The sequence below is a fragment of the Paenibacillus sp. FSL R5-0470 genome (assembly GCF_037975205.1).
Classification (GTDB): Bacteria; Bacillota; Bacilli; order Paenibacillales; family Paenibacillaceae; genus Paenibacillus_AQ.
Genome location: NZ_CP150238.1, coordinates 2,829,259 through 2,847,680 on the forward strand (window position 1 = coordinate 2,829,259; position 18,422 = coordinate 2,847,680).

Here is an 18,422-nt window from a genome sequence, read left to right on the forward strand (position 1 = left end):
CACAATAGGACAGTTAATCAAAAGGAAGTGTATTTTCTGATGTCAAGAAAGCTAAGAGCCGGCATAGTTGGCGGCACAGGTATGGTAGGACAACGTTTTATTGCCCTTCTAGAGAATCATCCTTGGTTTGAAGTAACTGCGATTGCTGCCAGTGCGAAATCTGCTGGGAAAACGTATGAAGAATCGGCCAAGGGCAGATGGAAGCTATCCACTCCAATGCCTGAGAACGTGAAGAATATTATGGTTCAAGATGCTTCTAAGGTAGAAGAAGTAGCTGCGGACGTAGACCTGATCTTTTGCGCAGTAGACATGAAAAAAGAAGAGATTAAAGCGCTCGAAGAAGCTTATGCTCGTACAGGCACTCCAGTTATCTCTAATAACTCAGCGCATCGTTGGACACCGGACGTGCCTATGGTCATTCCTGAGATTAACCCAGAGCATCTTGAGGTTATTGCGCAGCAAAGAAAACGTCTGGGCACTGAGACTGGTTTCATTGCGGTTAAACCTAACTGCTCCATTCAAAGTTATGTGCCTGCGCTTCATGCACTTAAAGAATTCAACCCATCTAAAGTTGTAGTCACCACTTACCAAGCAATTTCGGGTGCGGGCAAGACTTTTGCTGACTGGCCTGAAATGCTGGACAACGTGATTCCTTACATTGGTGGCGAAGAAGAGAAGAGCGAGCAAGAGCCGTTGCGCATCTGGGGAAGCGTGCAAGAAGAAGGTATCGTAAAAAGTGAAGCGCCAACCATTACTTCGCAGTGTATCCGTGTGCCTGTAGCGGATGGACATATGGCTGCTGTATTTGTTTCTTTTGAGAAAAAGCCATCCAAAGAAGAGATTCTGAAACTCTGGAATAGCTTCAAAGGACGTCCTCAAGAGCTTGAACTGCCTAGCGCCCCTAAACAGTTCATTACTTATTTCGAAGAGGAGAACCGTCCACAGACCAAACTGGATCGTGATATTGAGAATGGTATGGGCGTATCAACGGGCAGACTTCGCGAAGATGCCATCTATGATTACAAATTCGTAGGTCTCTCCCATAACACACTGCGCGGAGCAGCTGGCGGTGCTGTATTGATCGCTGAGCTTCTGAAAGCAGAAGGTTATATTCAGCCTAAATAAAATGGATGAGCTGTAAAGCTGATTCGAAATAGACACCTCATCAAAGCTTAGTCTTTGGTGGGGTGTTTTTTAATGGATTGATTTGGTAAAATAAGTTGGGGAAGGAGCTGATATACTTGTATAAATATTTATTAACTTTTATATGGTTACCTTTAATACTATTCACAAGCGGATGTACATCATCAACTCAAGTGGAGCAAGAGTACGGAATATCTTCTATCAATGCTGAAATTCCTGTTCCGAAGAACGCCAAGGAAATCGAAGTGACGACAACTTCAAGTAACCCTAATATAAAAATAGGCGTAAAGTACGAATTGGATAATATAGGGGGAGAACAAGGTCTTTACCGGCCTGACAGCTATTTTAATAAATTAGAGGATGCTGGTTGGGTGGAACTGGAGGATAAGCGGTTAGGGCATGTGCAATTTTTCGAAAAAGAGGGTACTGTCATCGCCATTGAAATACATGAAGATACCTTTGATATTCATGAAATGAATAAAGATGCTAAATATTAGTCAGAGTATCGTTAGTCGAAGCTGAGCTATTACTTAACCAGAAAGTTTGAGAGTGTGGTAAAATAGATGAAGTGTATAAACTATACGAATTCTGAATGACTGACGGAGTGATAAGATGGGTGCAAAAAGTAAAGGTGGCGGCACGGGCAGAGGTACGGGGAGTAAGGGCTGGACACGCTGGAACAAAACAGCAAAGCCAGTTAAACCTGCAAAAGGTGCTCCAACCACGGGTCCAGGCGCTAAAGATGCAAGTGGAAGCAAGGGCAATAACGTGAAAAAAAGCGGAAGCTCGAAATAGCTCCCTTGAAATCAATTATTCCTGAAGGTTAACATCTGATTTTGATCGTTAAAATCAGGTGTTTTTTTATGGATAGATGCAAGTATCAGTATCAGAAGGAAAGTAGGATTATCAGTGAGAATCGATAAATATATAAGCGAAACAGGCTTCTGTTCCAGAAGGGAAACGAAACGACTCATTGCCGCAGGGCGGATCGCTGTTAACGGCATCGTCTGTGATGCGAATATTCTTTTAGAGCCAGAGGATATCGTATGGATTGATGGAGAGCCCATAACAAGCAGTAAAGGGGAGCCGGTATACCTCGCGCTGAATAAACCGATAGGCATCACCTGTACAGCTGCGCCAAATGTAGCTGGGAATATTATAGATTTTGTAGGTTATCCCTCACGGATCTTTGCGATCGGCAGATTAGATAAACACTCGGAAGGCCTCATTTTGTTAACCAACGATGGAGATATCGTAAACAAAATGATGCGTTCCGAGAATGGGCATGAAAAAGAATATGTAGTTCATGTAGACAAGCCAATAACGTCAGAATTCATACATGCCATGTCTAGTGGTGTGGATATTCTTGGCGTCACAACAAAACCTTGTGAGGTCTCTCGGATCGCGGAATGTCAGTTTAGAATTATCCTAACTCAAGGCCTTAATCTGCAAATACGCAGAATGTGCAAGGAGTTTGGATATAGAGTACTAAAGCTAGAGCGTATAAGAATCATGAATATTACACTTGATAGTTTGGAGCGAGGACAATGGCGGCATTTGAGCGGAGAAGAGCTGAGTGAGCTTATGACCCGCTTAAATTAACTTCGTGAACAAATCCTCTGGCTGCCAAGGTGATGTCTTCAGCGCCCGCAATAGCTGAGATAACGGAGATACCGTCCGCACCCGCAGCTAGTACTGGTGCTGCATTGTGCACCGTGATCCCGCCTATGCCAACCAAAGGAATCGTAATGCCGCTGTTTCGTATTTCTTCAATAACTGATGTGCCTCGAACAGCTTGGGCATCCTCCTTGGAAGAGGTAGGATAAACAGGACCAATGCCCAGATAATCGGCTCCATCCGCTATCGCCTGCCGAGCTTCGGCGAGCGAATGAGCGGACACACCAACGATCTTATCCTCGCCAAGCAGCTGCCTAATAGCCAGCGCAGGGGTATCATCTTGTCCTACATGAATGCCGTCCGCATCAAGGGCGATGGCTAGATCAATATCGTCATTAACGATAAAAGGGACTCCGTTAGCACGACATATCTTTTGGAGCCGTCTTCCTAAATTAAATTTAACTTGGGCAGTTAATGCCCCCGTACCTTTTTCACGAAATTGGAACATCGTTATGCCTCCCGCGACCGCTTCTTTTAATACCTTGGCTGGGGCTATCCGACAATTCACACTGCCCATAATGAAATAGACTTTTAATAAATCCCGCAGTTGATCACTGTCTATTTGCTTCAAGGTTCATCCCTCGCAATCTATTCTGATATGCAAAATGATTCGTAGGTCCATGTCCAGCCCCTATGCCCAGCTCGTCTTCAATCGCCGCTTGTATAAAAGCTTTAGCTATGTGTGTTGCTTCGGGAACGCTTTTGCCCATAGCAAGCTCGGCAGTGACTGCTGCTGAATAGGTGCAGCCTGTGCCGTGCGTGTGTCTAGTCTGAACTCGTTGACTCTCCATAAAGATGAATTCGTGACCATCATATAGGAGATCCACAACAGCCTTAGTTGAGGTATCATGCCCACCTTTTAGCACTACATAGTTAGAGCCCATGGCATGAATGATTTTAGCCGCTTCTTTACGATCGTCTATAGTAGTGATGCTTCTGTTGGTAATCATTTCAGCCTCTGGAATATTGGGTGTCGTCACTAAGGCTAGCGGGAGGAGATGATTGATTAAGGACTGAACAGCTTCTTGCTGTAGCAGCGTGGAACCCCCTTTAGCAACCATCACAGGATCAACTACAAGATTACGCCAGCTGTATTGCTGGATCTTCTCTGCTACGATACGTATGATGTCACTGTTAAAAAGCATCCCGGTCTTCACAGCATCCGGCTTCAGATCAAGTCCAATGGAATCAAGCTGCTGAGTAATAGCTTCCAGTGTCAACGGATAAACGCCTTGAACTCCGAGGGTGTTCTGGGCTGTCACAGCCGTAAGAGCACTCATTCCATATACAGAAAGCTCCTGAAAGGTTTTTAGATCTGCTTGGATGCCAGCGCCACCACCGCTATCCGATCCGGCTATAGTTAAAGCTTTATATATCATCATTGTTCACTCCTTAGGGTTGTTATCTGAGTTGCTTGATTATTGATTTATCTTGGTAAGTTTCAGCTGTGACCAAGCTCAATTGATTTAGAAACTCGATTTGAAAGCTCCCCGGACCTTGTCCAGTCGTTAGTTCAGCGGCGATTTCAGCAGCCACGCCATAGAAGGAGAGGGCTTCGACTGCGGCTTCAAGAGATGCTCCTTCACTTACCGCTAGAAATGCACCGACTACTGCACTTAGCAGACAACCGGTTCCCGTTACTTTCGTTAGAATAGGGTGACCGTTGCTGGCAATGTAGGTGTTATCTCCATTTGTGATGACATCGTCTTTTCCGGTGATGATAACTACACAGCCTAACTTCCGCGCGGCAGTCTCAGCCAAGACGACTACGTCGCCATCCCCTTCGCCTGCATCTACCCCTTTAATAGACCAGCTTTCACCAATGACATTGGCAACTTCAGCAACATTGCCACGTAGAGCGGTAATCTGCATCTCATTCACTAGCTTTTGAGTGACCGCTGTTCGATAAGAAGTGGCTCCCGCACCCACTGGATCAAGAACTAAGGGAACGCTGTGCTTATTCGCAGATTGTCCCGCGAGCACCATGGATTGAATGGCGTAGTCATTCAGTGTACCGATATTTAGAACTACGGCAGATGAAAATGCAGCGATATCGACCACTTCCTCGTGAGCATCCGCCATAAAGGGGGAGGCACCGAGCGCCAAAAGACCGTTGGCTGAGAAATTGGCTACGACGATGTTGGTGATATTGTGGACCAGTGGATTGGATTCCCGTACTTTGGATAGATAACTCATGATTATTCCTCCTCAAGTTTTATGAGCGAATAGCTAATGTTTAAAAATTAATAAAAGCATCCTCAGCTTTGATGTCAGTAGACAGTAAATCATTGTCCGATAGCCACTGTCTTACCTTCTCCCAAGACGCTGGCGCTTGATATCCAAAATCTTGATCACCCGCATTCATTAGCGGTAGTAGAATCGCCAGGCTCTTCTCTTCAATTTGCTTATCGAGTGGAGAGGTCTCATCTTCGTGTGCAAGCAGCAAATTTAACGCTTTTTCCGGATTATCCTGCACAAATTGTTGTCCTTTTGTAATTGCATTTACAAACTTTTTGAAATAGGATTCAGAATTTTGTATTCCTTGATCGCTGGCGACAAGGACTAGCTCATAATAATCGGGGACTCCATAATCCGTGGGATTGAACGAGTTCACGGGATGACCTTCTTTTTCCAGGATTAATTGTTCGTGGTTAATGAACCCTCCCATAATGGCATCCACTTGCCCCGTCGCAATCGCCGGAATAAGGTCAAAGCCTACGTCTATTAATTTGCTGGCCTTAGGGTCACCCCCATCGTTTTGGATCATCGTACGAATCATGGCTTCATAAAGAGGAATGGAAGAATACCCAATCTGTTTACCTGTGAGGTCTTTTGGACTATGAATGTCACCAGCCTGAGGTACCATCAAATGATTAAGCGGATGCCTCACAATCGCTGCAATCGAACGTACTGGAATGTTCTCACTGCGTGCCATGAGCACCTGAGGTTGATAACTAAGCGCTAAATCGATTTGATTCGCTGCTACAAGCTTCAGTGCGTCATTGCTGTCTGCGGGCATTTGGATCTCTACGTCCAGACCTTCCTCTTGGAAATAACCATTCTGCTCAGCAGCATATAAAAAAGAGTGAACGGCATTGGGATACCAATCGAGCATAACCGTCAGCTTGTGCGTTTGTTTAATTTCGTTATTAGATGAATTAGCAGGAGGACTACTTACATTGGATGCTTTTCCGCAGCTGGTGAAGATTAGGACTGAACATATGAGAAATACGGGAATAAGCCATTTTCTTTGGAAATTAAAATCATTCATTGCTTAGATCCTCTTTTCTTTAAAAATAATGGTTCGAGCAGAGCTATCATCAGAAACAACACTACACCGAGCGCGGACAACAGAAATACAGCGGCGAACATTTCGGCACTTTGCATATTTCCGGCCATCCTTCGGCTAAAGTAACCGAGTCCTTTGCTGCCTCCAAGCCATTCGCCGATGGTTGCTCCAATCACGCAGTACACAATGGATAGCTTTAGTCCTGAGAAAAAAGAGGGCAGCGCCAGCGGGATTTGGGTTTTAGCAAGCAGTTGCCAGCGGTTTGCGCCAAATGTTAACAATAAGTCTTTGTAGGCTTGACCACTTGTACGAAGTCCGTCATATGTACTCACAACGACTGGAAAAAAAGCAGTTAGAAACACAACAGCCACTTTGCTCCACAGCGTATAACCGAACCACATAATGAAAATGGGGGATAGCGCGATTAACGGGATCGTCTGACTGATAATAAGGAACGGATAGATGGCCTTTTCAAGGGGGCGAAACAAGAACATTCCGGTGCCCAGCAGTGAACCACAGATAACCGAGAGAACAAAACCTACCAATATTTCCTGTAGTGTCGCCAATAAATGCGGTCTGAGTAATTGCCTGTGTTCGATCAATGCGATACCTATTGAAGAAGGTGCAGGTAGGATAAAGGCTGGAATCAAGTGAAGACGAACAGCTGATTCCCAGATCACAAGAATGAACAATAGCAGTAGAATGAAGGGGCCGTAATTGTTTAAATATTTTTTAAAAGGTATGGGATGCATACAGTCTCCGCTCCAACTCTTCCCGTAACGCTATAAACCGGGGTTCATAGTTCATCTTGTAATGTCTTGGCCTCGGTAAATCAACGATGATCTCCTGTAGTTCGCTATGCACGCCTCCAGACAATAAATAAATCCGATCGCTTAGTAACAGCGCTTCCTCTAGATCATGGGTGATGAGCATCACTGTTTGATCCAGCTCATCCCAAAGCTCCAACAGCCAACGGTGTATCTCACGTTTGGTCATAGCGTCGAGCGCTCCAAATGGCTCATCTAGCAGCATAAGACTGGCCCCGCCGCCAGCTACAAGCGTTCGTAGAAATGCGACTCGCTGTTTCATGCCACCCGATAGCTCATGGGGATAAGCCCTCTCTACATCGGCCAAACCGAAGCGTGACAGCATTTCCCGAATGTGAGAGATCGTCTGTTGTTTACTAAACCTTGGTTTAATCTCCCAGGGCAAAAGACAGTTGTCGAGCACGGTTCTCCAAGGCAGCAGCAAATCCTGCTGAGGCATGTATGCGATCTGACCTAAGCGAGTAGAGGATGACGAGTTCGAATGAATTTTTATTTTCCCATGAGTGGGTTCGAGCAAGCCTGCTATAGTTTTGAAAAGCGTACTTTTTCCGCATCCGCTAGCCCCAATGACAGAAACAAACTCACCTTGCCTGATATCCATGGATAGATCTGCGAATACAGGGGGTTGTTCTGATTCCGGAAAGGAGTAGGTTAAGCCTTGAATGGATAGGATTGTCGTGATGATCGAACCTCCTAAAAAGTTTTGTGAGCGTTGGCTTCTTGGAAAGCATCGTACAAAACTTGCTTCGAAAGCCTACGCTTAAGTTTTGTGATTGATTGTAAACAAATAAAGACCCATTCATTTCCGGTGGGAAATAAATGGGTCAAAAAGTTCATTCAGCATAGGAACACTAAAAATGCATGGGATGAAAATTCTGCTCCACTTCCCTCCGCTGGTATGATCCAGATCAGGTTCCAAGGGTCCGGAGCTTGAAGCTCCGTCTCAGTCGGCCGACTCCCCTAGTGAAATAACAGGTCCATATTTAATTTGTTTATAAATATACCATATCTTTCTGAGATGTAAAGAGAGGATCTTGTGAAGGATTATTCTAAGAATGGGTAATATAAGGGTAGAGATTTACCTAATATTACAATTCCGATGTATATAATCGGAAAAAATCATTGACGGTAAACAGCAGCCAGTGTAGTATACAATTTACCGGATGAATTCCGGGTAAAGAGAGGGGAATTAATAATGAAAAAACTAAGTTTAACTATTCTATTGGCGTTAACCGTGGTGTTTGTAGCGGCCTGCGGCAATAATTCGAATACCGATACTTCTAAAAATTCTTCAGCTGGAACGAATGGTGGAAATACAGTCACTGCGCAAAACAGTCTGGAAGCTGTTAAAGCTAGCGGCAAATTGCGTATAGGAACAGAAGGGACGTATGCACCCTTTACTTATCATGACGCTTCGGGGAAACTGACCGGCTTTGACGTAGAAATTGCTGAGGAAGTAGCGAAGCGTCTCGGTGTTGAACCAGAATTTTTTGAGACACAGTGGGACGGTATTTTTGCTGGGATGGATGCCAAGCGTTTTGATGTTATTTTTAACGAAGTATCCATTAATGAAGATCGTAAAGTGAAATATGATTTCTCTGAACCGTATATCGTATCTAAAGCAGTATTGATAGTAAGTGAAAACAATGAGGATATCAAAACATTTGCAGATCTTAAGGGTAAAAAAGCCGGACAATCTCTAACCAGTAACCTGTCCGATATCGCCCGTGAGAACGGTGCTGAAATCGTTGCTACAGACGGGTTCAATCAAGCGATGGACCTATTGACCTCAGGCCGTATTGATGCGACTGTAAATGATGGTTTGTCTTATCTAGACCTGAAAAAGCAAAAGCCTGATGTGAAAATTAAAGTGGTAGATGAGATTCCTGACGGTTCGCAAAGCGCAGCTGTTTTCTTAAAAGGCAACGATGAGTTGGTAAAAGCAGTTAGTGATGCAATTGTTGAAATGAAGAGCGATGGCACATACTTAAAGATTTCTGAGAAATACTTTGGTGCTGACGTTTCAAAATAATACAAGGTTTCAGAAGCTAACCAGCTTGGAACCAAAAAGGATGTCTAAAAATGGATGACCGCAAAATACAAATCTTCTTAGATTCACTGCTACCCCTGCTAAAAGCTGGGGTGGCTTTTACCATTCCTTTGGCATTGATATCATTTGCACTTGGACTGATCTTAGCGATATTGACTGCATTAGCTCGACTCTCCCCGTGGGTACTTCCGAAGCTGATCGCTCGCTTTTATGTATGGGTCATTCGTGGAACCCCTTTGTTGGTACAACTGTTTATTATTTTCTATGGTTTGCCGGCAGTTGGAATCGTGCTCGACCCTTTCATAGCCGCGACCATTGGATTCACGCTTAGTGTAGGAGCTTATTCATCAGAAATCATACGTGCTGCTATCCTGTCTATACATAAAGGTCAGTGGGAAGCGGCCTTCTCCGTTGGGATGACTCGTGCCCAGGCACTGCGCCGCGTTATACTGCCACAAGCTGCCCGTGTTTCTGTACCGCCGTTATCGAATTCCTTTATTAGCTTGGTCAAAGACACTTCACTGGCAGCGACCATTACCTATACGGAGATGTTCAGAACAGCACAGCAGGTTGCTTCCACCTCCTATGAGCCACTGCTGATCTATTGCGAAGCAGGATTGTTCTATTTACTATTCTGCTCAGTGTTATCAGCACTGCAAAATTACTTGGAGAAACGACTGAGTCGTTACTCTGCGAGCTAAAGGGGGAGACAATTATGATTGAAATACTTAATTTGCATAAATCCTTCGGTGAGCTGCAGGTATTAAAGGGCATTGATCTCGAAATGGAACATGGCAAGGTACTGGTCATTATTGGCCCATCGGGTTCAGGCAAAACAACGCTTTTACGGTGCTTTAATCTGCTTGAAGTACCTGATCAAGGAAGCTTATCGCTCAGTGATATTAAAATTAATTTCACGGATAACAAGAAAATCCCCCAGAAGTCCATTTTGGCATTACGCCAAAAAACAGGGATGGTCTTTCAGTCCTATAATCTTTTTCCGCATATGACTGCACTAGGCAACGTGATGGAGGGGCAGGTGACGGTCCAGAAACGATCCAAGGACGAAGCACGCGAACGTGCCCTTCAGTTGTTAACTAAAGTTGGCTTGGCGGACAAAGCGGATGCTTATCCGCACCAACTGTCTGGTGGCCAGCAGCAACGGGTAGCTATCGCTCGTGCCATGGCAGTAGATCCAGAGGTGCTGTTGTTCGATGAGCCTACCTCTGCGCTTGATCCTGAGTTGGTGGGGGAAGTGCTTAAGGTTATTAAACAGTTAGCGGCAGAGGGAATGACTATGGTGATAGTGACCCATGAGATGAAATTTGCTGCGGATGTGGCTGACCGGATCATTCTGATGGATGGAGGCCATATTCTAGAGCAAGGGACTCCACAAGAAGTTCTTGAGCATCCGCAGCATCCTCGTGCTCTGCAATTTCTGAACAGAATTAGTGGAGAAGAAGTATAGAAGAAGATCAAGATGCAAAAAAGCAGTTCAGGACTATACCTGGGCTGCTTTTTCTTGTTTACCATTCAATGTTAGTGGTGCGTCACTTCTAGGTTAGGATTTAATACCAGTCTTCAGAAATTCCAAAGCATTATAGAGCATAATCGCAGCTTCGGCGCGAGTGATTTCACTTTTCGGATTAAACTTCCCATTAGCGTCTAAACTATTGATCTTGTATTTAAGCGAACGTTGAATACTGCCTTGATAAGAGGGGTTAAGCGCAGCATCGTCAGCGATATCTACGGGCACTATATTGATCATCGGCAGATTCCCAATGCCTTCGACCCCTTGCACTAGATAATTGGTGAACTCTTCTTTGGTCATTGTTTTGGTTGGATCAATGTCCTTAGGAAGCTCGACATGATTGTAATACGCATTGATAAAGGCTTCAGCGTACCAAGCTTTATCCTTGACTTTCGTGAACAAGCCGCTAGCAACGGGAGCTTTGTTGAAATCAATAGCCGCGAGACTAAGCTGGAGTCCACCCGAAATGAACTGGATCCCTTGTGCTGTTGTTACTTTGGAGCTGGGCAAGAATTGGGATTCACTAACCCCTTTGATCAAGCCTTGATTTTTTAAAGAAATAATTTTTTCTTTGCCGTTTATATTATCAATATCCTTAAAGGTATTTCCGGCTGCAAATATTTGGCCACCCAAAGAGAAGGAGAGAATCGTAACGGTTGTAATCGCGGCTAACGTTCTTTTTTTCATATTCATGGTTATTTCACCTCGTTGTATGGATAGGCCTCGTGGCCGCTATCACAAACTTAAACGCAGAAAAATATGGAAAGGTTGCGGTCAAACCTATAATATTTCACGAAAAAGTAGATTTTGGCAGAAAAATAGGCAGGAATGGATGAAAGAACTTTGGATAAGAGAGCTGAAATGTTATAATGATGTTAGGCTCTATTCATTCGTGATTATTTTTGATATGATTATATCGTAAAGATTACTATTTACGTTTAATATTTGATGCATAAATGGGTGCGTCTCAGTGGATACGGATGTTAAATCATTCCGGGAAGGTAGGAGATCAAATGGATCAAATTTCAAATATCAGTCAGCTTTTTGCGGCGCAAAAATATAAATTAACGCCCCAGCGTGAGGCCATAGTGAACATATTGCTCGACAATGAGAAAGATCATCTCAGCGTAGAAGAAGTATATATGCTTGTCAAGAACAGTTATCCGCATTTAGGGCTGGCAACGGTATACCGTACACTTGAGCTCTTATGCGAGCTTCACATTGTAGAAAAGATGAACTTCGGAGATGGAGTCGCTCGTTACGATCTGCGCGGGAATGATCATTCTCACATGCATCATCATTTGATATGCAGCGTGTGCGGCAGGTTGGAGGAAATTAAGGATGACTGGCTAGTGGAGCTGGAGAAAAGAGTGGAACGTGAATATGGCTTTAACGTCACGGATCACCGCCTAGATTTCAAGGGTACTTATGACACATGTAAACGAACAGGCTGCAAAAAAGAAAAAGCAAACAAAGCGGTCTCATAATCCCGCTTTCTAATTTAAAAGAAGAAGCTGTCTCAGAAGTAGTAAGTACTACTTAGGGGGCAGCTTCTTTTTCGGAAAAGAATTAGGGAAAAACTCCCTCTAAATAACTGATAATTGCCCGATACGAATGGAAATGGGGAAATCCTCCCTATAAATCGGACAAATATCTATATTTCACAACAAATCAGTGGAATTATAGGGAGGATTTCCCTAATTAGTAGTCAATTACGCAGAAATCTCTGGATTATAGGGAGATATTCCTTAATTTGCACGCAAAGCAGCGCTTCTTAAAAACCAGAGAAGCGCTACAATGCCTTTTAAACTGTTAAAGGAAATCCTACTTACGGGAAATTCTATGTCATTCTTCTTAGCTTCGAGTGGGCACGAAGGATTTAATCCACGTTCCGAAGCTCCCAGGGTTACGGCTCTGAACGAGGATTACACCTTCTCCGCGGAATCGGCAGACAAGCGCTTCACCACTGGTTAAACTGTTCAGCCAACCTGAGGCTGCTTTTTCTACCTTATAGTCCATATAATCTGGCCAAGCGACGAGATGTCCATTGTCGATAATCATCTCTTCACCAGGTGCTAAATTAATGGCGTGGATCGCTCCGAAGGAGGACAGGAATACTGTTCCTCTGCCGCTGATTTCTACAATGAAGAAGCCTTCACCAGAGAAAAGTCCGCGTGTTAAATTTTGCATTTTGGTATTTACTTGAATGCCTTCCGTACCGGCTAAGAATCCGTCCTTTTGAACTAACAGCTTATAGGATCCATCTAATTCGATAGCTTGGATATCACCTAATGATCCTGGAGACAATAGTACCTCACTTTGACCACGGATAGCTCTGAGTTCCTGGAAGAAGAACTTTTCACCGCTCAGCATTCTTCCCAGACCCCGCATTACGCCTCCATCAGCGGTTCCTTTTAATTCTACGTTAGGAGACATGGCAACCATTGCGCCCATCTCAGCTTTAACACTTTCGCCGGGGTCCAAATATACCTTTAACATTGCAAAAGCACCCTCGTACAAAACATCGTATTTCATCACTAAAAACCTCCGAATCTATTTAGATAAGTAAGAAAACTAGCAGTGATCTCATTGTAACGGAATTCTGGCTGCGCTCATAGTCTGTATTATGTTAAACTGTAGTTGTCTAATAGTTCATCTATGAATAGGAGAGTGGTGCCACATGGCACGAACCAAGACTCAAAAAGCCTTGTTAAAGGCAGAGCGCTCAGGAACCTGGTGCGCAGCTCAAAGTCGCAGATCCAATGGGGATTATAGCGCCATTTCACAGCATGTACGGTTAACGCCGAGCAAACAACAGCAATTGAATAAGAACAAACACAAGGAGCGGATCTTCCAAGATGATGCTCCTTTTCATTTGGCGATTTGAAAATAATGCGTCACTAAGAATATACTGATGAAAGACATTATGGATAGGAGATATATAACTGATGAAACAAAATAAATACGATGATACAAATTTCTTCTCAGCCTATAAACAAATGCCTCGTTCCATTGGTGGGCTTGAAGCAGCTGGAGAATGGCATGTATTACAACCTCTGATCCCAGACTTACATAATAAAAGTGTTCTTGATTTAGGCTGCGGATTTGGCTGGCATTGTCTATATGCACGCGAGCAGCAGGCAAGCTCAGTCGTTGGCGTAGATATCTCTGAAAAAATGCTTCAAGAAGCGCGTGAAAAATCAGACGATCCAGCTATTTCTTATATCCAGATGCCGATTGAGGATATTGAATTTGCGAGCGAACAATTTGATGTGGTCATCAGTTCATTGGCCTTGCATTATGTAAAGTCTTTTGAAGCTATTTGTCGCAAGGTTCATACTTACCTTAAGCCAGGCGGCAGCTTTATATTTTCAGTGGAGCATCCCATCTTTACTTCTCGAAATGAACAGGATTGGTATGTGGATGACCAAGGCAATCGTCTTCATTGGCCTGTAGATCATTATCAGTCTGAGGGATTGCGTGAAACGACCTTCTTAACAGAAAATGTGATAAAATATCACCGCACAATCTCAACCTACTTCAATGACTTGATTGGAGCCGGGTTTACTATCAAAGCAGTTAAGGAGCCTAAGCCTTCTGATGAAATGAGCAATGATCCGTGGATGAAGGACGAGGATCGCAGACCGATGTTCCTGATTATTTCAGCTGAAAAAGAATAATCATCTCATTAACTTGAGTATTGTTTGAATATAGAAGCAAGGGTTATCCTCGTAGTAGTTTATCTACTATAGGGATAGCCCTATTTTTGTTGAAGCAATTCACCTCTATATTATACTTGAGTTCTGCTGTGTACACGGTACTGTCTAGGGGACATGCCGAAACGACTTCGGAATACACGGTGAAAATAAGTATAGTTCGCGAAACCGCAGGTTTCTGCTACTTGCTCCAGCGGCATCGGGCTGAAGGTTATTCGTTCTCTTGCCATCTCTAGCCGGACATCATTTACATATTTGATAATACTGGTCCCGAAGGCCTCCTTAAATAAATGAACGGCACGGGAGACGGAAATATCTACATGTGCGGCAACATCCTCCAACAGAAAAGGTAAGGTTGCATGCTCCTCAACATATTGCTTCATTCGGTAAGCTAGATAGCCTTTAGGCGTAATCGCTGGCTGATCTGTAATGAGTCTGTCGATTTCCATACACAGGATTTGCAGATAACAGGCAGATATCGCTGGTGAGAAATCGGAAAGACGTCTGTGCTCAAGAATCAACTGACGAAATAAGCCGAGGAAATTCTCACTCAGTGGCACACTTAAGAGTGAGGGTCTCTGAGCACGTTTCCACCATTCAACAATCCAAGTTCCTTCACAAAAAATATGATAATCTCCGCTTTCAATCCGCGGCTTACCTACAGGATACTCTTCCTTATCAATGATTAAATAGTAAGGATCATTAGGAGCAAACAGCATGATATCGCCGCTCTCCACTGGAGTCATCACACCGTCGATCATTGCTCGGCTTCGGCCCTCTGTTTGCAGACGAATTAAATAGTTCTGATTTCCATGGCTATGTGACATATGAAAAGGTTTGCGGTGAAAGGAAAATCCAGCAGATAAAACGTGACAGGTAGTTGATTGATTCATGTGTCCTCCTTGATGTCTAGAAATGATAATCAGATTGTTCATGTTTTAATCATATTATTCATTTTATTATATACGCTTTCATATTACTATGTACCTAAGCAATAAAGAAAGAAATCGACCATCCACGCTATACGGAGTCGATATTAGCTATGCAAACAAGGATGGCAGTTGAAGGAAACTAATGGGAATCAGATTAGTCAATTCTGCAACAGCATTATTGTTCAAGTGATTGCTGCTGTTGATCTCTTTGGGGACGAGCAGCAGAAAGAAGTTTAAATGAATTAGTAAGCTAACCCTAAACCCATTGGAGTGATTAGAAAATGCTGAAGATAGGTCTGCAATTGTACACGCTTAGAGAAGAATTGGAACAGGATTTTGAAGGAACACTGCGTAAGGTAGCAGCCCTTGGATATAAAGGCGTAGAGTTTTTCCACTTTTTCGGCCGCACCGCAGCAGAAGTCAAACAATTGCTAAATGAGCTTGGACTGGTTGCGCTCGGCGCACATCGTCCATATGACGCATTGTTGAATGATACAGAAGCAGAGATCTCTTACAATCTTGAGATTGGAAATCCAAATTTGATTGTTCCTTATTTGTCAGAAGAACAACGTAACTATGAAGAGGTTGCCGCGAATCTGAAGGTTATTGGAGAAAAGTGCAAAGCGGGCGGAGCAGTTCTTCTGTATCACAATCATGATTTCGAGTTAACAGATAAATATGGTGATAGTGACCGTACTGCATTTGATGGATTGTTTGAAGAGGTGCCGGCTGACCTGTTGCAAGTGGAAATGGATACTTGCTGGGTACATCATGCAGGCTATGATCCAGTTGAATATATCAATAAATACGCAGGTCGACTGCCGATCATCCATCTGAAGGATTTGAAGAAAAAAGAAGACGGATCTCCGGAAACTGTTGTACTAGGTGAAGGTGAAGTGAACCTTACTGCAATTTTAAATGCAGCTGTACAGGCAAATGTGGAGTGGGCGGTAGTAGAGCAGGATTTCTGCAGTCGTTCACCATTAGAAAGTGTAGAAGATAGTTTGAAATGGGTAAAAGCATACGCAAATCAAGGAGGAAAAGTTAATGTCTAATAAGTTGAGAATTGCTATTGTAGGTTGCGGTGGTATCGCAAATGGGAAACATATGCCAAGTTTGTCACGTCAGAAGGATGCTGAAATGGTAGCTTTCTGCGATATCATAGAAGAGCGTGCACAGAAAGCCGCTCAGACTTATGGCGCTGAAGGCGCTGCTGTTTATACAGATTACACTGAGCTTTTGAAAGCTGGCGGATTTGATATTGTTCATGTATGTACACCAAATGACAGCCACTCCGTGATTACTATTGCTGCATTGGAAGCAGGTAACCATGTAATGTGCGAGAAACCAATGGCTAAAACTACTGCCCAAGCACAAGAAATGTTGGAAGCTGCGAAGCGTACGGGGATGAAGTTGTCTGTCGCTTACCAGAACCGTTATCGTTCGGATAGTGAATACCTTAAAGCACTCTGCGAAAACGGCGAACTAGGTGATATCTATTATGCAAAAGCAATTGCCCTTCGTCGTCGTGCGGTTCCTACTTGGGGCGTGTTCCTGGATGAAGAAAAGCAAGGCGGCGGCCCACTGATCGATATCGGTACGCATGCACTTGATCTTACTTTATGGATGATGGATAATTATAAACCACGCAGTGTTATGGGCTCGTCTTTCCATAAGCTGAGTAACCGAAAGAACGCTGGAAATGCCTTTGGTCCTTGGGATCCTGAGCAATTTAAGGTAGAAGATTCAGCTTTTGGATTTATTACCATGGAAAATGGTGCTACAATTGTACTTGAATCCAGCTGGGCACTAAATGTATCTGAGTATCGAGAAGCTCAGACGCTTCTTGCAGGTACAGAAGGTGGTGCAGATATGAAGGATGGTCTGCGCCTAAACGGTGACCGTGGTGGACGTCTGTATGAGACCAAAGTAGACTTGTCTGCTGGTGGAGTAGCGTTCTTTGATGGTGGACAGGAAAATGAATCTGATCGTGAAGCTCGCTTGTGGCTTGAGGCGGTTAGAGAAGACAAGGAACCTGTAGTTAAACCTGAGCAGGCCCTCGTTGTTACTCAAATCTTGGAAGCTATTTATGAATCTTCACGTACAGGTCGCGCTGTGTATTTTGACGGCACATCAGATAATTAATAGGGAAGTAGGAGTGGAAGTCATGAGCTCAAAGATACATTCCGTAGTCATCGTTGGCTTTGGTGGAATGGGAAGTTATCACGCGAAATTAATTAAGGAGACTAACTCCCTAGAAGTGGTAGGGACATACGACTTGCTTGAAGCACGTCGTGCGGACTCCATCAATGCTGGTTACAAGGTATATGAAAGTTATGAAGAAGTATTAGCAGATCCTGCAGTTGAGATTGTTCTTATTGCGACACCAAACGATGTACACAAAGAAATCGCTATACGTGCGCTACAAGCTGGCAAACATGTTATTTGTGAGAAGCCAGTCGCTATGTCCAAGGAAGAGCTTCAAGATATGCTGGATGCTGCGGATGCAGCAGGACGTGTGTTCATGGTACATCAGAACAGACGTTGGGATGAGGATTTCTTAACCATCAAAAAAATGTATGATCAAGAGACCATCGGTTCTTTGTTCCAGCTTGAATCTCGCGTACATGGAGCGAATGGTATTCCAGGAGACTGGCGCCATGTCAAGGCACAAGGTGGAGGAATGCTGCTAGATTGGGGCGTTCATTTATTAGATCAGCTCTTATTTATGATCGATAGCAAAGTCATCAGTGTGAGCAGCAGTCTGAGCTTTATTCTAGGCAATGATGTAGATGATGGCTTTGAAGCCATCCTGCAATTTGAGAATGGAATTAAAGCTATCGTTGAGGTTGGGACAACTAACTTTATTACGCTGCCTAGATGGTATGTGAAGGGTATTGAAGGAACGGGTATTATCGAAGATTGGTCTTTAACTGGACGTTTAGTAACCAGAAACAATGAAGGTGAAAAGATCGAGCCTAAGCCTATACGTGCTGGTGTTGGATTAACCAAAACTATGGCGCCTCCTTCAGAAGGGGCTACGATTACAGAAGCTTTACCTCAACCTGCGGAGCTAGGCTCTAGCTTCTATGACAATTTCGCAGCCGTTATTGAGGGAACAGCAGAGCCAATCGTTAAGAATGCCGAAGTAATGCGTGTTCAGAATTTGATTGAAGCTATTTTTGAATCTGCTGAGAAGAATCAAGTAGTAAAAGACTTCGATATGTATGGTGAAGGTAAGTAAACTATTTGCAAAA

22 protein-coding genes and 1 riboswitch are annotated in these 18,422 nt (G+C 43.8%); of the genes, 13 read left to right on the top strand and 9 right to left on the bottom strand.

Annotated features, from left to right (window positions below; all coding sequences use genetic code 11):
• The first annotated feature begins 39 nt into the window (after positions 1-39).
• The 4 genes from asd (at position 40) to MKY99_RS12265 (ending at position 2,745) form a co-directional block, all read left to right on the top strand.
• On the top strand, positions 40-1,125 hold the full coding sequence (asd, locus tag MKY99_RS12250) for an aspartate-semialdehyde dehydrogenase (protein ID WP_076282867.1): 1,086 nt from the start codon (positions 40-42) through the stop codon (positions 1,123-1,125).
• Between the two features lie 116 nt (positions 1,126-1,241).
• On the top strand, positions 1,242-1,640 hold the full coding sequence (locus MKY99_RS12255; RefSeq protein ID WP_339270729.1) for a hypothetical protein: 399 nt from the start codon (positions 1,242-1,244) through the stop codon (positions 1,638-1,640).
• Positions 1,641-1,755: 115 nt separating this feature from the next.
• Entirely contained in the window at positions 1,756-1,938 is a 183-nt protein-coding gene (locus MKY99_RS12260) for a DUF3934 family protein (RefSeq protein WP_042187505.1), read from the top strand.
• Positions 1,939-2,052: 114 nt separating this feature from the next.
• The gene (locus MKY99_RS12265) at positions 2,053-2,745 is read left to right on the top strand and encodes a pseudouridine synthase (protein ID WP_339270731.1); all 693 of its coding nucleotides are present in this window, start codon (positions 2,053-2,055) and stop codon (positions 2,743-2,745) included.
• Here MKY99_RS12265 and thiE read toward each other — a convergent pair.
• Genes thiE through MKY99_RS12295 form a run of 6 tightly spaced genes read right to left on the bottom strand, consistent with a single transcriptional unit; the run spans position 2,726 to position 7,537 of the window.
• Complete coding sequence (thiE, locus tag MKY99_RS12270) at positions 2,726-3,382, bottom strand: thiamine phosphate synthase (protein WP_143764012.1); 657 nt, start codon at positions 3,380-3,382, stop codon at positions 2,726-2,728. The genes MKY99_RS12265 and thiE overlap by 20 nt on opposite strands.
• A complete protein-coding gene (gene thiD / locus MKY99_RS12275; RefSeq protein WP_339271609.1) occupies positions 3,372-4,199 on the bottom strand; it encodes a bifunctional hydroxymethylpyrimidine kinase/phosphomethylpyrimidine kinase in 828 nt (275 codons plus the stop codon). The genes thiE and thiD overlap by 11 nt, the downstream gene beginning before the upstream one ends.
• A gap of 22 nt (positions 4,200-4,221) precedes the next feature.
• Positions 4,222-5,016, bottom strand: coding sequence for a hydroxyethylthiazole kinase (thiM, locus tag MKY99_RS12280; protein ID WP_339270733.1), 795 nt, complete (start codon positions 5,014-5,016; stop codon positions 4,222-4,224).
• A gap of 40 nt (positions 5,017-5,056) precedes the next feature.
• The gene (locus MKY99_RS12285) at positions 5,057-6,091 is read right to left on the bottom strand and encodes an ABC transporter substrate-binding protein (RefSeq protein WP_339270735.1); all 1,035 of its coding nucleotides are present in this window, start codon (positions 6,089-6,091) and stop codon (positions 5,057-5,059) included.
• The gene (locus tag MKY99_RS12290; protein WP_339270737.1) at positions 6,088-6,861 is read right to left on the bottom strand and encodes an ABC transporter permease; all 774 of its coding nucleotides are present in this window, start codon (positions 6,859-6,861) and stop codon (positions 6,088-6,090) included. The genes MKY99_RS12285 and MKY99_RS12290 overlap by 4 nt, the downstream gene beginning before the upstream one ends.
• The gene (locus MKY99_RS12295; protein ID WP_339270738.1) at positions 6,842-7,537 is read right to left on the bottom strand and encodes an ABC transporter ATP-binding protein; all 696 of its coding nucleotides are present in this window, start codon (positions 7,535-7,537) and stop codon (positions 6,842-6,844) included. The genes MKY99_RS12290 and MKY99_RS12295 overlap by 20 nt, the downstream gene beginning before the upstream one ends.
• A 267-nt stretch (positions 7,538-7,804) precedes the next feature.
• Positions 7,805-7,908: riboswitch (TPP riboswitch) on the bottom strand.
• Positions 7,909-8,131: 223 nt separating this feature from the next.
• On the opposite strand from MKY99_RS12295, the gene MKY99_RS12300 reads away from it, so the two are divergent.
• Genes MKY99_RS12300 through MKY99_RS12310 form a run of 3 tightly spaced genes read left to right on the top strand, consistent with a single transcriptional unit; the run spans position 8,132 to position 10,454 of the window.
• A complete protein-coding gene (locus tag MKY99_RS12300) occupies positions 8,132-8,968 on the top strand; it encodes an amino acid ABC transporter substrate-binding protein (RefSeq protein ID WP_339270739.1) in 837 nt (278 codons plus the stop codon).
• A 50-nt stretch (positions 8,969-9,018) separates the two neighbouring features.
• Positions 9,019-9,687: an amino acid ABC transporter permease gene (locus tag MKY99_RS12305; protein ID WP_076299420.1), complete on the top strand. Its 669-nt coding sequence runs from the start codon at positions 9,019-9,021 to the stop codon at positions 9,685-9,687.
• A gap of 14 nt (positions 9,688-9,701) precedes the next feature.
• Positions 9,702-10,454, top strand: a complete 753-nt coding sequence (locus MKY99_RS12310; protein WP_042187521.1) for an amino acid ABC transporter ATP-binding protein — start codon at positions 9,702-9,704, stop codon at positions 10,452-10,454.
• A 93-nt stretch (positions 10,455-10,547) separates the two neighbouring features.
• Here the strand turns inward: MKY99_RS12310 and MKY99_RS12315 are convergent, their stop codons facing one another.
• The gene (locus MKY99_RS12315; protein WP_042187523.1) at positions 10,548-11,210 is read right to left on the bottom strand and encodes an S-layer homology domain-containing protein; all 663 of its coding nucleotides are present in this window, start codon (positions 11,208-11,210) and stop codon (positions 10,548-10,550) included.
• Between the two features lie 320 nt (positions 11,211-11,530).
• Here MKY99_RS12315 and MKY99_RS12320 point away from each other — a divergent pair, with 320 nt between their 5' ends.
• Positions 11,531-12,004: a transcriptional repressor gene (locus MKY99_RS12320; protein WP_042187525.1), complete on the top strand. Its 474-nt coding sequence runs from the start codon at positions 11,531-11,533 to the stop codon at positions 12,002-12,004.
• A 367-nt stretch (positions 12,005-12,371) separates the two neighbouring features.
• Here the strand turns inward: MKY99_RS12320 and MKY99_RS12325 are convergent, their stop codons facing one another.
• Positions 12,372-13,052, bottom strand: a complete 681-nt coding sequence (locus MKY99_RS12325) for a TIGR00266 family protein (protein ID WP_042187527.1) — start codon at positions 13,050-13,052, stop codon at positions 12,372-12,374.
• Between the two features lie 145 nt (positions 13,053-13,197).
• Here MKY99_RS12325 and MKY99_RS12330 point away from each other — a divergent pair, with 145 nt between their 5' ends.
• Entirely contained in the window at positions 13,198-13,404 is a 207-nt protein-coding gene (locus MKY99_RS12330; RefSeq protein WP_339270743.1) for a hypothetical protein, read from the top strand.
• A gap of 61 nt (positions 13,405-13,465) precedes the next feature.
• Complete coding sequence (locus MKY99_RS12335; protein ID WP_339270745.1) at positions 13,466-14,197, top strand: class I SAM-dependent methyltransferase; 732 nt, start codon at positions 13,466-13,468, stop codon at positions 14,195-14,197.
• Positions 14,198-14,307: 110 nt separating this feature from the next.
• Here MKY99_RS12335 and MKY99_RS12340 read toward each other — a convergent pair whose 3' ends face one another.
• A complete protein-coding gene (locus MKY99_RS12340; RefSeq protein ID WP_339270747.1) occupies positions 14,308-15,126 on the bottom strand; it encodes an AraC family transcriptional regulator in 819 nt (272 codons plus the stop codon).
• A gap of 320 nt (positions 15,127-15,446) precedes the next feature.
• On the opposite strand from MKY99_RS12340, the gene MKY99_RS12345 reads away from it, so the two are divergent.
• From MKY99_RS12345 to MKY99_RS12355, 3 genes are read left to right on the top strand one after another with little or no spacing between them, the layout of a single operon-like run.
• Positions 15,447-16,220 (top strand): sugar phosphate isomerase/epimerase, encoded by a 774-nt coding sequence (locus MKY99_RS12345; protein ID WP_339270749.1) that lies wholly within the window; start codon positions 15,447-15,449, stop codon positions 16,218-16,220.
• On the top strand, positions 16,213-17,310 hold the full coding sequence (locus MKY99_RS12350; protein ID WP_076282851.1) for a Gfo/Idh/MocA family oxidoreductase: 1,098 nt from the start codon (positions 16,213-16,215) through the stop codon (positions 17,308-17,310). The genes MKY99_RS12345 and MKY99_RS12350 overlap by 8 nt, the downstream gene beginning before the upstream one ends.
• A 22-nt stretch (positions 17,311-17,332) precedes the next feature.
• A complete protein-coding gene (locus MKY99_RS12355; protein ID WP_042187540.1) occupies positions 17,333-18,409 on the top strand; it encodes a Gfo/Idh/MocA family oxidoreductase in 1,077 nt (358 codons plus the stop codon).
• The last annotated feature ends 13 nt before the right edge of the window (positions 18,410-18,422 follow it).

Coding starts and splice junctions, on each gene's coding strand:
- MKY99_RS12325 (WP_042187527.1), bottom strand. CDS start 13,052: ATGAAATACGATGTTTTGTACGAGGGTGCTTTTGCAATGTTAAAGGTA.
- MKY99_RS12350 (WP_076282851.1), top strand. CDS start 16,213: ATGTCTAATAAGTTGAGAATTGCTATTGTAGGTTGCGGTGGTATCGCA.
- thiD (WP_339271609.1), bottom strand. CDS start 4,199: ATGATATATAAAGCTTTAACTATAGCCGGATCGGATAGCGGTGGTGGC.
- MKY99_RS12290 (WP_339270737.1), bottom strand. CDS start 6,861: ATGCATCCCATACCTTTTAAAAAATATTTAAACAATTACGGCCCCTTC.
- MKY99_RS12260 (WP_042187505.1), top strand. CDS start 1,756: ATGGGTGCAAAAAGTAAAGGTGGCGGCACGGGCAGAGGTACGGGGAGT.
- thiM (WP_339270733.1), bottom strand. CDS start 5,016: ATGAGTTATCTATCCAAAGTACGGGAATCCAATCCACTGGTCCACAAT.
- MKY99_RS12315 (WP_042187523.1), bottom strand. CDS start 11,210: ATGAATATGAAAAAAAGAACGTTAGCCGCGATTACAACCGTTACGATT.
- MKY99_RS12310 (WP_042187521.1), top strand. CDS start 9,702: ATGATTGAAATACTTAATTTGCATAAATCCTTCGGTGAGCTGCAGGTA.
- MKY99_RS12305 (WP_076299420.1), top strand. CDS start 9,019: ATGGATGACCGCAAAATACAAATCTTCTTAGATTCACTGCTACCCCTG.
- asd (WP_076282867.1), top strand. CDS start 40: ATGTCAAGAAAGCTAAGAGCCGGCATAGTTGGCGGCACAGGTATGGTA.
- MKY99_RS12285 (WP_339270735.1), bottom strand. CDS start 6,091: ATGAATGATTTTAATTTCCAAAGAAAATGGCTTATTCCCGTATTTCTC.
- MKY99_RS12300 (WP_339270739.1), top strand. CDS start 8,132: ATGAAAAAACTAAGTTTAACTATTCTATTGGCGTTAACCGTGGTGTTT.
- MKY99_RS12355 (WP_042187540.1), top strand. CDS start 17,333: ATGAGCTCAAAGATACATTCCGTAGTCATCGTTGGCTTTGGTGGAATG.
- MKY99_RS12345 (WP_339270749.1), top strand. CDS start 15,447: ATGCTGAAGATAGGTCTGCAATTGTACACGCTTAGAGAAGAATTGGAA.
- MKY99_RS12340 (WP_339270747.1), bottom strand. CDS start 15,126: ATGAATCAATCAACTACCTGTCACGTTTTATCTGCTGGATTTTCCTTT.
- MKY99_RS12335 (WP_339270745.1), top strand. CDS start 13,466: ATGAAACAAAATAAATACGATGATACAAATTTCTTCTCAGCCTATAAA.
- MKY99_RS12320 (WP_042187525.1), top strand. CDS start 11,531: ATGGATCAAATTTCAAATATCAGTCAGCTTTTTGCGGCGCAAAAATAT.
- MKY99_RS12330 (WP_339270743.1), top strand. CDS start 13,198: ATGGCACGAACCAAGACTCAAAAAGCCTTGTTAAAGGCAGAGCGCTCA.
- MKY99_RS12295 (WP_339270738.1), bottom strand. CDS start 7,537: ATGGATATCAGGCAAGGTGAGTTTGTTTCTGTCATTGGGGCTAGCGGA.